Consider the following 12528-nt stretch of genomic DNA (forward strand, 5'->3'; position numbering starts at 1 on the left):
GCCCAACGGGGGCAAGCCCCCTCGCCACAGGCAAGCCCCCTTGCCACAAAAGCCCTTCATCGACAGCAGGCTTCAGGCCAACACCTCACACATCCCGATCACCGAGCAATCGACCTGGAACGGCCCGAAAACCACCCCTTCAGTCCTGATAGGTGGATTGCCGGCCAGCATCCCCTGGGCCTTGGCGTTTTCGATGTTGCGAGCGATGTTGTGATTGGCTTCGATGGCCCGTGCCACCGAGCCGGCCGAGCCCTGCCCGATCCCCAGCAAGGAGGATCCGTTGGTCATCAACGCGAGGAAGGCGATGACCCAAAGTCTGTGCCCTTTCATGCGCCGGCGACTCCTGCGAGTTCAGCCAGATCAACGCTCGCGTTTTGCGCACGGTGTTCAAACTGGATGCCGGGATGAGCGACCTGGATCGGTGCTTCGAAGGTGGATTGCGACTGGGCGCAAAGGCTGACCACCAGCACCATGGCAAGGTAAAGACCGATCGCCACATAGGCGCCGTGTTTGGCAGAAGTGAGAATCGCGCTGGCCATGATGTTCTCCGCAGGCATGTTTCAATGCCCACAGAATCGATCAAAAAAGCCTGGGTAACCACTCAGGGTTATCCATAGTGACCATCAACTTCGTTGATCATTAAGCCAGACTATTTCAGTCTTCAATAAAATCTATCAAGCGTTCGCGGGCAGCATCCGGCTCACCCGGAACAGGGTCGACCGCCGACAAAATGGGGGTGGAATAGAGGAAAAGAAGAACCAATGCGAGACGCGTCACCATGCTGCCGATCCTTGCCGTGAGGAGGAGTCAAAATATCAGCGTCAATTTAAACGCATGGCGATATGACATCAAGTGCGACATTGATGGCAAACTGATGCTGTCGCAAATGCGTTATGCAGGAGCGACATCACTCTGATCGTTTTCGACACTCTGGTTTCAACACCACGGCCTTCGATCATCAGTGACTTCGCTCCTGCATAAAGGCAGGGGTGAACGCTCAGGCTTGGGTTTTGTGATCCAGCGCGGCATAGAAGTTGGCGCTCTGTTGCAGGTACTTCTGGGTGTAGCTCTGGGTGTGGGCTTTTTTGTCGCTGATTTCAACGTTGGCACTGGCTGGCAGCGCAACGGTGGCAGAAATGGCGGAAGCGGCGATGACAGAGAAGATGTTGAAGTTCATGGCGGTATTCCTCGGATTCAGTTGGCTTGCTTGCCCGGTGGGGCCGTGAAGCAAACTTAACCCTCGAGGGTTCATGCCTTGAAATGCTTTGTAGCATTACCAGATATCAGCGTCATTAATAAGAGCAGGCAGGCCCCATAATCCGGGGCCTGCGGCTTATTGACGCAGCAAAAACCTGAGGTCGCTCGGGGCGTCCATCGGCAGTTTTTGCACGGTCTTGCCCAGCAGACCGGTCCTGGCGTCGCGTTCGACGACGACAATCTGGTTGCTCTTCTGGTTGGCGATCAACAGGAATTTGCCGCTCGGATCGAGGCTGAACTCCCGTGGATGATCGCCTTCCACCGCCCGGCGTTGCAGCTCACTGAGGTGGCCGGTCGCCGGATCGATGGCAAACACCAGCAGTTGATTGGCCGTGCCACGGTTGCTGACGTAGAGGAACTTGCCGTCGGCTGAGGCATGCAACGCCGCCGCGGCCTTGTCTGAAACCGGTTGCCCGGCAGCCAGATCGACCATCTGCGTCTGCTTGAGTGTGCCGTCGTGGTAATCGAACACCGCCACCTGCGCGCTCATTTCCATGGTCAGCCAGGCGTGTTTGCCATCGGCACTGAACAGCAAGTGACGCGGCCCGCTGCCCGGCGGCAACTGCACGAATGTCGGGGTGGCCGGGGTCAACGGCAGTTCCGGGTTGGCCTTGGGGTCGAAGCGGTAGACAAACACCTTATCCGCCCCCAGGTCGTTGGCGAACACATACTTGCCGTCAGGCGACGGTATCGTCGAATGCACATGGGCCGACATCTGCCGATCAGGATTGACCCGGCTTGCCGGGTGGCTGCTCATCTGCACCACCGGTTTGAGCTTGCCATCGGCCGCCACCGGCACCACCGCGAGGGTGCCCCCCGGGTCTTCGGCCACCGAATAGTTGCTGACAAACAAATGGCTGCCATCGGCACTGAGGCTGGAATGGGTCGGCTCGTTGCCCAGGCTTTGCACCTGACTGATCAGGCTCAGCGCGTGGGTCTTGGGATCAATCGCGTAACTGCTGACGCGTCCGACCGGATCGGTCTGGCCCGGGCCGTTTTCATTGACCACGAACAGGTATCGTCGGTCCTTCGACAGGGTCAGCCACGACGGGTTTTCGCTTTTGATCACTTGCAGGGGCCTGGTATCGATCTGCCCGGTGGCGCTGTCGAAAGCCAGGCGATAGATCCCCTGGCTTTGACCGGCGGTGTAGGAGCCCACGAGCAGTTGATAGTCGTCGGCGGATGCAGCCTGGACGCCCATCGCGCCGATGCTGCCGGCCATCAACAGTGGCCAGAGATTACGCATCGTCCTGGTCATCATCTTCGTTGTCGCCGCTGACAACATCGCCCAGGCAGACCAAACGGTGTTCACCCGAATCACCGGTGATCAACCAGCTTTGCAACGAGTTGTCGAAGGTCGCGGCCTGGATCTGCGCCGGGGTGAACTCCCAGTGTTTGGCCGCACGGCCATCCATGCATTCAATGTGCAGGTTGTCGAACTCGTCGAGGGCGAATTCGAAGGCATGCAGCCCGTCAATTTCCACCATTCCGCAGTGTTCGAGGGCATTGAGCAAGGTATCGGTAGGGGCAGTCATGGCAATCAGTCTTTGAATGAGAAAGACGCAATGATAGCTCATGCACCACATCCCCTGTGGGAGCGAGCTCGCTCGCGATAGCGGTTTTACCGCCAACATCTTCGTTGACTGACACGCCCTCATCGCGAGCAAGCTCGCACCCACATCTTGATCCCCGTCATTTCCAGAATTTCGCGCCAGCGACCTTCATCCGCCGTGCCTGCTATCATGCGCGACACCTCATCGCACAGGTCCGCGCCGCTCCCCATGGATTACCGCAAACCCTCCGACCGCAAAAGCATGCACTCGCGCATCGTCCAGGAGCTGGGCATGCAGATCGTCTCGGGACGTTTTCTACCGGACGACAAACTGCCAGCCGAAGTGCTGTTGTGCGAAGAATATGCGGTCAGCCGGCCGGTGCTGCGCGAAGCCACCCGAGTATTGGTTGCCAAGGGCCTGGTGTATTCCCGCCCGCGAGTCGGGACTGTGGTCAAGCCGCGCAAGGACTGGCACATGCTCGATCCGGACGTGCTGCACTGGTTGATGCAGAGCAGCCCGCAGAACCGGTTTTTCGACCTGCTGACCAGTGTGCGCAGCATCATCGAACCGGCCGCTGCCGCCCTCGCCGCGCAATTCGCCACGGAGGCAGACATTGCCTCAATCGGTGAGGCCTACCAACGCATGGAAGCCGCGCCGACACCGGAGGCGCTGTTGCAGCCGGACCTGGATTTCCACAGTCGCATCGCCGACGCCACGCACAACGACTTGCTGGCCAACCTGTGCAACATGCTCTCGGTGGCCATTGCCGAAGCCTTGAAGCATTCGAACCAGCGACCGAACCTGCATGAACTGGCGCTACCCCGACACAAGGCAATCCTGACCGCCATCGAAAACCGCGATGCCCTCGGCGCACGGCATGCGGCCCTGGTGCAACTCGATGATGCGCGCAGCGCGTTGAATCTAGTGCTGGGCAGCGATCCTGCCTGATCACCGTCCCCTTGTAGGAGCGAGCTTGCTCGCGATAAACCGGAGAGCACCGCGGGGCACCTGCCAACCAGCGTTTTCGTTGACGACCATCGCGAGCAAGCTCGCTCCTACAGGGACTGGTGCGAATTTGAGATATAAAAAAAGCCGCAACCCAAGGTTGCGGCTTTTTCATTTCAGCATCGATCAGTGGGCGAACAGCGAGTTGCCCTTCTGCCCCGCCAGTTTCTCCGGCTTGATCAGGAACCGCGCCAGTGCCGGCAACAGCCACAGCGCACCGAACATGTTCCACAACAGCATGAAGGTCAGCATCAGCCCCATGTCAGCCTGGAACTTGATGGCTGAGAAGATCCAGGTGCACACGCCGATGGCCAGGCACAGACCGGTGAACAGCACGGCCTTACCGGTGGACTTCAGCGTCTGGTAGTACGCCTCTTGCAGGGGCAGGCCGGCGCGCAGGAAGCTTTCCAGACGGCTGTAGATGTAGATGCCGTAGTCCACGCCAATCCCCACCCCGAGCGCCACGACCGGCAGGGTCGCCACTTTCACGCCAATGCCCATAAAGGCCATCAGGGCGTTGCCGAGTACCGAGGTCAGCACCAGAGGCAGCACGATGCATAAGGTAGCCGCCCACGAACGGAAGGTGATCATGCACATGACCGCGACGCAGATGTACACCAGGACCAGGATGGTCAGCTCGGACTTCTTGATGACCTCGTTGGTGGCCGCCTCGATCCCGGCGTTACCGGCAGCCAGGATGAACTCCAGGCCCTCCTTGTTGTTTTCCTTGGCGAACGCCTGCACTGCATGCACCGCACGATCCAGGGTCTCGGCCTTGTGATCGTTGAGGAACACCAGCACCGGCGCCAGGGAGCAGCTGTTGTTGTACAGGCCGTCGGCGCGGGCGATGGAGTTGTTCAGCACATCAGGGTTACGCGACAGGGTTTCCCATTTCAGGTTGCCTTCGTTCATGCCCTTGATCATTTGCTTGGACACAGTCACCAGGGAGATCGCCGACTGCACGCCCTCGGTGTTCTGCATCTTCCACATCAGCTCGTCGATCGGCGCCATGGCTTCGTAGCGCGAGCAGCCTTCAGACTTGGTCTTGACCATCACCACCAGCACGTCGGAACTGGTCGAGTAGTTGTTGATGATGAAGTTGTTGTCCTTGTTATAGCGCGAGTCCGGACGCAGTTCCGGAGCACCCTGGTCGAGGTCGCCGATCTTCAGGTTCTGGCTGTACCAGAGGCCGCCACCGAAGGCGATCAGCGCCAGCAGAATGGAAACCGGTGCGACTTTGGCGCTGGCGAAATTCGCCAGCAGGCGCCAGAACGGATGTTCGCGGGTTGCGTCTTTCTTGCTACGGGCTACGGCACGCTTGCTGATGCCGACATAGGAAATCGCCACCGGCAGCAGGATCAGGTTGGTGAACACGATCACTGCCACACCGATGGACGCACCAATGGCCAGCTCGCGGATCACGCCGATATCGATGATCAGCAGCGTGATGAAACCCACGGCATCGGCGAGGATTGCGATCATCCCCGGCAGGAACAATTGACGGAAAGTACGGCGCGCCGCCGTCAGGGCGTTGTCCGCTTCACTCGATTGCAGGGCAATACCGTTGATCTTCTGCACGCCGTGGGAAATACCGATGGCGAAGATCAGGAACGGCACCAGCATCGAATAAGGATCGAGCCCGAAGCCGAAGAAATGCATCAGCCCCAGTTGCCAGACCACCGCCACCAGCGTCGTGCTCAATACGGCGACGGTACTGCGCAGGCAGTTGGTGAACCACAGCAAGAGGATCAGGGTGATCACGAAGGCGATGCCGAAGAACATCACCACCATCACCAGGCCATCGATCAGGTCACCGACCTTCTTGGCGAAACCGACGATGTGGATCTTCACATTCGGGTTCTGCGCTTCGAACTTGGTGCGGATCTTGTCTTCAAGCTCGTGGGAGAACTTGCGATAGTCCAGCGCCAGCAGCTTGCCCTGGTCCTGCGGGTCCGGGTAGGACTCCAGCAACGGAATGTCGACGATGCTCGACTTGAAGTCGTTGGACACCAGACGCCCGACTTGACCGGACTTGAGCACGTTGTTGCGCAGCAAATCGAGGCTGGCCTGGGAGCCGTTGTAACTTTGCGGAATCACTTCACCGCCGGCGAAGCCCTCTTCCGTCACTTCGGTCCAGCGTACGCTCGGGCTCCACAGCGACTTGAGGCCGGAACGGTCAACACCGGAGATGTAGAACACTTCGTCGTTGATCTGACGCAGGGTCTCCATGTACTCCTTGGAGAAGATGTCGCCATCGGTGGCTTCCACCGAGATCCGCACCGTGTTGCCCAGGTTCGCCAGATCGTTGCGGTGCTCCATCATCTTCTGGATGAAGGGATGCTCCAGCGGGATCATTTTTTCGAAGCTGGTGGACGGACGGATCAGCGTCGCCTGCCAGAACAGGAAAATGCTGACCAGTAGGCAGATCGTGATCACTGCCGGGCGGTTGTTGAAGATCAGGCGCTCGAGGAACGTCGCCTTGTCCTGGTGATGAGTACTCAAGGAAGTCATAGCTCCGCCTTCTTATTATTAACCCGGCTCATTTGCCCGACTCGGTGCCGTTTGGCGAGGTGACGCGAACGCCGCCCTGCCCGGCCAGAACCAGATTGCCATTGCCTGCCGCAGTCACCGCCGAAACCGAAATACGGTCCGCACGGTTGACCACCTTGAAGGTTTCGCCATTGTCGCTGCTGCGAATCACCGAACCGCCGTTGCCGACGATCACGATGGAACCATCGTCGAGCAGCGTGCCGCCGGACAGCCCGAACTCCAGAGCGCCACGTTCAGCCTCGAGCTCGACTTGCGCCCAGGTGCTACCGAAATCCGTGGAACGGTAAAGGTTGCCACGCAGGCCGTAGGCGAGCAGCGTATTGGGCTGCGCCGTGCCGATCACGCCAAACAGCGAGCCTTCGTACGGACCTTCGAGCTTCTCCCAGGTCTGGCCCCAATCAGCGGAGCGGAACATGCTGCCCTGCTCGCCGACGATGAACAGCCCGGCGTCCTTGACCGCTGCGATCGCGTTCAGGTGGTACTGGTCTTCGTTATCCAGGCGGTCGCTGGCGTCTTCCCAATGCTTGCCACCGTCGGTGGTTTCCATCAGCGAGCCGTAGGCGCCCACGGCAAAGCCGCTGTCGACGTCCTTGAACCAGACATCGAGCAGCGGCGATTCGCGTTTCAGATCTTCGAATTGCTTGGTCCAGGTGACACCGCCGTCCTCGCTGGCGAGGATCTGCGCGTCGTGGCCGACGGCCCAGCCGTGCTTGTCATCGACAAAGAACACCGACGTCAGCAATGCCCGGGTCGGAACCTTGGCCTGGGTCCAGGTGGCGCCCTGGTCATCGGAATACAGGATGTGCCCACGATCCCCGACCGCCACCAGGCGCTTGCCGGCATGGACGACATCGAGCATCAGGCTTTTGGCAGCCTTGGCGGATTCAATGGAATAAACAACGTCGGATGCTGGCGCCGCCGCGGCCAGCGCAGGCGCCGACAGCATGGCAGAGCCCAACAGCGAGAGCGCTGTGGCCAGCAACGCGAATTTGCGTAGTGCCGGCGGGCGGCAGATACCCACACCCATGACAGGCTCACTCATAAACCTTCCCCCATTATTATTGTTAGGTCGTTCAACCTTTCTGGGCGCCTCAAGGGTGCGTGTCTGGACCGGCTGTTTCAGAGCATAGTCCTGAAACCCGCAATCCAGAGCCCCTTCGGAAGCTGGCCTATCCTATCGGTGTTTTTTAATGTCTGACAATCGACGCCACGTTATCTTTTGTTAACCGAGGGGGGATGCGGCCCGGGTGAATGGTCGGGTATTGCGCAGGGTGATCGAGTTGTCCATGGACGGTCTATGCCGGTGTTTGGCTGATTCATGCAGTCCCGCGAATGGTATCGATGAGCGTTTTTTGTCAGAAACCGACTTGCCGCTCCCCTATGGTGGCGCGCATCAATCACCCTCGGACGGCAAGCAATGATTCGATCCGCAAGCGGCCCCTCACCCAGCAGCCGTCCCGCAAACGACGACTGTCCAACAGCCCTCACACCCATTGCACAAGCGGTGGAACACGTTCACCAGGGACAAGCGGATTTTGTGCCGTGCGCGCAATCAGCGAAAAAAAAGCCGGGGAGTGATTCATCTCCGGCGGGACCCAAGCCGCCCGGGGGTGGCAGCAAGAAGACAATCGCCGCGATGAAGGCCCAAAAGCAGCAACGCATTGCAGAGCTAACGCAGAATATCAAGACGTACCTGGGGCAACAGACGCAAATACAAAAGCGCGTTGATACCGCGTACGACCTCGTGCGGACAACAAAAAACGATTCGTCGTACCCTGAACAGATACGGGCGAGGCTCAGGCAAGGCTACGCCAAGGAACTGGATGCTCAGAGCAAAAGCTATGTCACGTTACTCGCCGAGACCAAGGAATTGATTACATTGGGGGGTGATGCTAACGCTACTCAACTAAAGTGCGACCTGCTGGAAAATCTGGTCAACAATGCTCGTGCGCAAATCACCATAGCAGGCCTGGATCTCGAAGCCGCTAAATGCAAGTACACCCATTCCAATAGTAATGCGGCGCAGCTCGCTACAGCCCTGCTAACCGAAGGTACTGTCGTAGTGGATGGTTTGTTGGAATACATGGGCAAGAGCTGCGAAATCTACGAAACGGTGCTCAAGCTCCATACTGAGGTGGGGAGCCGGCTTCTCCAACTTCAAGAGATGTCGCGCGAGGGGGCCAAGGCTTGGAAGCGATTGACCAGCGACAGGCCCGAAAATGAAGCTAGCGTGCTGAGTACCAAGGTCTGCCAACTGGTCACCTTGCGCTTCCTCAGCGCCAAGGAGCCTGGCAGCGACATGTCAGCAACACTGCAAGACGTTTTGGAGCCTCTGCTGTTGGTGTCCACGTCCCATATTGAGCTTCAAGCCTCAAAGCACTATAAAAGCGACGATCGTATTGCCGTACTGTATAACCTGGTCAAACACTACGACACAGCAATGGTCGGGCTCACCAGTATTGACATCTTTAGATCCGATGAATTGCAGCCGGACCGGTTCGCCCGTCTGTGTGACATCGTTGGACAATTGCGCGACGATGCCGAGCGCCGTCTGGCTGATGAACTGAAGAACCAGGCGAACGCCGCAACACCCTCCCCGACATCGAAAGCGGAACTTCCCGCCAAATCGCCCTCCCGCAAGCGGGTCATCAAAACTGCCAAAGGCGCAATGATCGGTGACATCCGGCCGCGAGTGGCGAAACAGGACACAGACATTGTCGACATCAAAAGCCCTTTCGAAGGCGAGCTACTGGCCTCCTTCCACAAAGATAAGACGAATGCCTGGGTAGAAGTCGTCGAAGCGATAAAGCCCGCACCGAAAGTGCGAGTCACTCCCTCGCCACAATTCAAGGGCGATGCTCGAAAGGCGTTGAAAAAAATCGATGACCTGATGCAAAAATTCGAGGGCTACGCACGAGGGGCGAGCCATCCTAAGGGAATCGAAGAGTGCTTGCAGAACACAGCAAAGACTCTAATCGACTATGCGGAGCGCCTGAAGGGCCATGACAGCGAACCGCAAAACTCGCAGAAGGATGCCGACCTCGGCAAAAAACTACGGGACAAGGCGCAAACAGTCAACGACAAGGCAACACAGCTGCGCATCCAAATGTCCCTGGCCCAAGCCCCTACCAGCGAAGCCGTGGAGTATCTGTTGAGTCGCAACGAAATTCACCCGCAAAAAAACGGCAAGCGCGAACAACTGAAAACCGGACGCCAGGACTTTTTGCAGGAATACGTCCTATTGAACCGTGACAAACAGCCCTTGTGGTATGCACACTTTCATTACAAAACAGAAAATGATGATGACAAAAATTACACCGCGGCCAGCCTGAAAACCAAAGAACAGCGCTTTGCAACCAATGCCACGGCACTGGCCAAGGCACAAAACCCTCACCAGAAAATCGTCATCCACCGCGGCCACATCGACAAGGAACTGGCCACGAAGTTTTTCTCGCTGCCGTAACTTGCACGCCGCGCAGTGACTGGCACTGCGCGGCAGCAGGATCAAGCCAGGCTTTTGCTGACCACCTCAAACACATCACTGGACAACTGCCCCGAAGCCCGAATCCGCTCCAGTTCCCCTTTCATCAGCGCCTGACGAGCATCGTCATACTTGCGCCAGCGAGTCAAAGGCGCCAACTGGCGAGAAGCGATCTGCGGATTGAAACCGTTCAGCTCAATCACCAGATCCGCCAGGAAGCGATACCCGGAACCATCCGCCGCATGGAAGTTGATCAGGTTCTGCCCGGCAAACGCACCGACCAGTGCCCGCACCTTGTTCGGGTTCTTGATGTTGAACGCCGGGTGCTGCATCAACGCCTTGACCCGTGCAAGCCCTCCCGGCAATACGCTGCCGGCCTGGACGCTGAACCACTGATCCATGACCAGCGGGTTGTCCTTGAAGTGCTCGGCGAAACTGGCCAGCGCCTTGGCTTTCTCTGCTTCGAACGGCGAATTGACCAACACGGCGAGTGCAGTCAGGCGCTCGGTCATGTTGTCGCACGCGTCGAACTGCTCCAGCGTCGCCGCCAGAACCTCTGGCTTGCCGCTGAGCATCAGGTACGACAGCGCGATGTTCTGCAGGGCACGACGGGCGAAATGCTCGGCTTCGGCCAAATACGGCGTCTGCTTCGACGATTCGCGATTGGCCTGATAACGCAGCCACAGGCCATCGAACAACGCATCGGCCAGTTGCTTGCGGGCGAACTCACGGGCGGTGTGAATGGCTTCGACATCCGCCACTTCGCTGATTTCGGTCAGGTACGCTTCGCTTGGCAGCGAGAGCATTTCGGCGACCATGGCCTGATCCAGCGACTCGTCCGAGAGCACCGTGCGCAACGCCGACACCAGACGCTGATCGAGCACCAGTGCTTCGCCCTTCTGCTGCTGGGCGATCAATTCCTGCAGCACCTGCACCGACAGTTGCTGGCCGGCATCCCAGCGGTTGAAGCCATCGCTGTCGTGCTGCATCAGGAACATCAACTGGTCGCGGTTGTACGGGAAGCTCAGTTTCACCGGCGCCGAGAAGCCACGCAGCAACGATGGCAGCGGTTGTTCAGCAATGTCGACGAAGGTGAAGGTCTGCTCGGCTTCGGTCACGGAAATGACCCGCGAAGTGCCTTGTGCAGTGGCTTCACCGGACAGACGCAGGGCAATCGCTGCCCCTTTGGCATCCAGCAGCCCCAGCTCGACCGGGATCACGAACGGCAGTTTTTGCACCTTGTCCGGGGTTTCCGGGCAGCTCTGGCGGAAAGTCAGGCTGTAGGTTTTCGCCGCGGCGTCGTAGGACTCGCTCACCGCCAGACGCGGTGTACCGGCCTGGCTGTACCAGCGCTTGAACTGGGTCAGGTCGACGCCATTGGCATCTTCCATGGCCTTGATGAAGTCATCGCAGGTCACGGCCTGGCCGTCATGGCGTTCGAAGTACAAGTCGCTGCCTTTGCGGAAGCCTTCGGCGCCGAGCAAGGTGTGGATCATGCCGACCACTTCCGAGCCCTTTTCGTACACGGTCAGGGTGTAGAAGTTGGAAATCTCGATGAAGCTGTCCGGGCGCACGGCGTGGGCCATGGGGCCGGCGTCTTCGGCGAACTGGTGGGTGCGCAGGTACGCCACGTCCTGGATGCGCTTGACCGTGGCCGAGTTCATGTCCGAGGAGAAACCGGCATCGCGGAACACGGTGAAGCCTTCCTTGAGCGACAGCTGGAACCAGTCGCGGCAGGTCACGCGGTTGCCCGACCAGTTGTGGAAGTATTCGTGGGCAACGATGGCCTCGACCCGCTGGTGCGCGGCGTCGGTGGCGGTTTCGGCCTTGGCCAGCACGGCGCTGGAGTTGAAGATGTTGAGACCCTTGTTCTCCATGGCACCCATGTTGAAGTCATTCACGGCGACGATCATGAAGATGTCCAGATCGTACTCGCGACCGTAGACCTCTTCGTCCCAGCGCATGGATTTCTTCAGGCTGTTCATGGCGTGCTGGCACTTGTCGATGTTTTCCGGCTCGACGTAAATGCGCAGCGCGACATTGCGCTCGCTCATGGTGGTGAAGCTGTCTTCGACGCACCACAGGTCACCGGCCACCAGCGCAAACAGGTACGCCGGTTTCTTGAACGGGTCTTCCCAAGTCGCCCAGTGCCGGCCGTCTTCGCCAGGACCGGAAGCAATCGGGTTGCCGTTGGACAACAGCACCGGATAGCTGTGTTGTTCCGCGACCACCGTGGTGGTGAACGTGCTCATGACGTCCGGGCGGTCGAGGTAATAGGTGATCTTGCGAAAGCCTTCGGCCTCGCACTGGGTGCAGAACATCGTGCCGGATTTGTACAGGCCTTCCAGCGCGGTGTTGGTTTCCGGGTGGATCCTGACGCTGGTATCGACCGTGAAGGTAGCGCTGGTCGGGTGCAGGGTCAGGTGATTCTCGGTCAGTTGATACTGCGCCGCAGAAAGCTCCTGGTCGGCCAGGGTCACCGACAGCAGTTCCAGCTGCTGGCCGTCCAGCACCAGCGGTGGCAGGCCCGGGCCACGCTCGGGATTGCGGCGCATCACCAGTTGCGCATGGACCAGGCTGTGGTCCTCGTACAACTCGAAGGTCAGGTGTGTTTCGTCGATCAGGTACTCGGGCGCCTGATAGTCCTTCAGGTAAATCATCTTCGGTTGTTCGGTGCGCATG

The 12528-nt window shown here is 58.9% G+C and carries 11 protein-coding genes; 2 read left to right on the plus strand and 9 right to left on the minus strand.

Annotated features, from left to right (window positions below):
* Positions 1–72: 72 nt before the first annotated feature.
* The 6 genes from PMI29_RS19775 to PMI29_RS19755 all read right to left on the minus strand — a co-directional run bounded on the left by PMI29_RS19775 (position 73) and on the right by PMI29_RS19755 (position 2834).
* On the minus strand, positions 73–330 hold the full coding sequence (locus tag PMI29_RS19775; RefSeq protein ID WP_007996345.1) for a hypothetical protein: 258 nt from the start codon (positions 328–330) through the stop codon (positions 73–75).
* The gene (locus PMI29_RS19770; RefSeq protein WP_007996347.1) at positions 327–539 is read right to left on the minus strand and encodes a hypothetical protein; all 213 of its coding nucleotides are present in this window, start codon (positions 537–539) and stop codon (positions 327–329) included. Before PMI29_RS19770 ends, PMI29_RS19775 begins: the two co-directional genes overlap by 4 nt.
* Before the next feature lie 115 nt (positions 540–654).
* Positions 655–780 carry a hypothetical protein gene (locus PMI29_RS32825; protein WP_007996348.1) on the minus strand — a complete coding sequence of 42 codons (126 nt, stop codon included), beginning with the start codon at positions 778–780 and terminating at the stop codon, positions 655–657.
* Between the two features lie 217 nt (positions 781–997).
* Positions 998–1177, minus strand: a complete 180-nt coding sequence (locus PMI29_RS19765) for a hypothetical protein (protein WP_007979950.1) — start codon at positions 1175–1177, stop codon at positions 998–1000.
* 156 nt (positions 1178–1333) lie between these two features.
* The gene (locus PMI29_RS19760; protein ID WP_007996350.1) at positions 1334–2503 is read right to left on the minus strand and encodes a lactonase family protein; all 1170 of its coding nucleotides are present in this window, start codon (positions 2501–2503) and stop codon (positions 1334–1336) included.
* The gene (locus PMI29_RS19755) at positions 2496–2834 is read right to left on the minus strand and encodes a DUF5629 family protein (protein ID WP_007996351.1); all 339 of its coding nucleotides are present in this window, start codon (positions 2832–2834) and stop codon (positions 2496–2498) included. The genes PMI29_RS19760 and PMI29_RS19755 overlap by 8 nt, the downstream gene beginning before the upstream one ends.
* Positions 2835–3038: 204 nt before the next feature.
* On the opposite strand from PMI29_RS19755, the gene PMI29_RS19750 reads away from it, so the two are divergent.
* The gene (locus PMI29_RS19750; protein ID WP_007996353.1) at positions 3039–3758 is read left to right on the plus strand and encodes a FadR/GntR family transcriptional regulator; all 720 of its coding nucleotides are present in this window, start codon (positions 3039–3041) and stop codon (positions 3756–3758) included.
* Between the two features lie 183 nt (positions 3759–3941).
* Here PMI29_RS19750 and PMI29_RS19745 read toward each other — a convergent pair whose 3' ends face one another.
* Positions 3942–6326, minus strand: coding sequence for an efflux RND transporter permease subunit (locus PMI29_RS19745; RefSeq protein ID WP_007996354.1), 2385 nt, complete (start codon positions 6324–6326; stop codon positions 3942–3944).
* A gap of 28 nt (positions 6327–6354) precedes the next feature.
* Positions 6355–7407 (minus strand): WD40/YVTN/BNR-like repeat-containing protein, encoded by a 1053-nt coding sequence (locus PMI29_RS19740; protein WP_007996356.1) that lies wholly within the window; start codon positions 7405–7407, stop codon positions 6355–6357.
* Positions 7408–7782: 375 nt separating this feature from the next.
* On the opposite strand from PMI29_RS19740, the gene PMI29_RS19735 reads away from it, so the two are divergent.
* Entirely contained in the window at positions 7783–9828 is a 2046-nt protein-coding gene (locus PMI29_RS19735) for a hypothetical protein (protein ID WP_238541644.1), read from the plus strand.
* A 41-nt stretch (positions 9829–9869) separates the two neighbouring features.
* Here PMI29_RS19735 and pepN read toward each other — a convergent pair whose 3' ends face one another.
* The gene (pepN, locus tag PMI29_RS19730; protein ID WP_007996360.1) at positions 9870–12527 is read right to left on the minus strand and encodes an aminopeptidase N; all 2658 of its coding nucleotides are present in this window, start codon (positions 12525–12527) and stop codon (positions 9870–9872) included.
* Position 12528 lies beyond the last annotated feature (1 nt).

It is taken from the genome of Pseudomonas sp. GM49 (assembly GCF_000282355.1).
GTDB lineage: Bacteria > Pseudomonadota > Gammaproteobacteria > Pseudomonadales > Pseudomonadaceae > Aquipseudomonas.

What these genes read in the sequence shown, in the direction of transcription:
- PMI29_RS32825 (WP_007996348.1), bottom strand. Translation starts at nt 780, where the DNA reads ATGGTGACGCGTCTCGCATTGGTTCTTCTTTTCCTCTATTCCACCCCC.
- PMI29_RS19765 (WP_007979950.1), bottom strand. Translation starts at nt 1,177, where the DNA reads ATGAACTTCAACATCTTCTCTGTCATCGCCGCTTCCGCCATTTCTGCC.
- PMI29_RS19755 (WP_007996351.1), bottom strand. Translation starts at nt 2,834, where the DNA reads ATGAGCTATCATTGCGTCTTTCTCATTCAAAGACTGATTGCCATGACT.
- PMI29_RS19745 (WP_007996354.1), bottom strand. Translation starts at nt 6,326, where the DNA reads ATGACTTCCTTGAGTACTCATCACCAGGACAAGGCGACGTTCCTCGAG.
- PMI29_RS19740 (WP_007996356.1), bottom strand. Translation starts at nt 7,407, where the DNA reads ATGAGTGAGCCTGTCATGGGTGTGGGTATCTGCCGCCCGCCGGCACTA.
- PMI29_RS19750 (WP_007996353.1), top strand. Translation starts at nt 3,039, where the DNA reads ATGGATTACCGCAAACCCTCCGACCGCAAAAGCATGCACTCGCGCATC.
- PMI29_RS19770 (WP_007996347.1), bottom strand. Translation starts at nt 539, where the DNA reads ATGGCCAGCGCGATTCTCACTTCTGCCAAACACGGCGCCTATGTGGCG.
- PMI29_RS19775 (WP_007996345.1), bottom strand. Translation starts at nt 330, where the DNA reads ATGAAAGGGCACAGACTTTGGGTCATCGCCTTCCTCGCGTTGATGACC.
- pepN (WP_007996360.1), bottom strand. Translation starts at nt 12,527, where the DNA reads ATGCGCACCGAACAACCGAAGATGATTTACCTGAAGGACTATCAGGCG.
- PMI29_RS19735 (WP_238541644.1), top strand. Translation starts at nt 7,783, where the DNA reads ATGATTCGATCCGCAAGCGGCCCCTCACCCAGCAGCCGTCCCGCAAAC.
- PMI29_RS19760 (WP_007996350.1), bottom strand. Translation starts at nt 2,503, where the DNA reads ATGCGTAATCTCTGGCCACTGTTGATGGCCGGCAGCATCGGCGCGATG.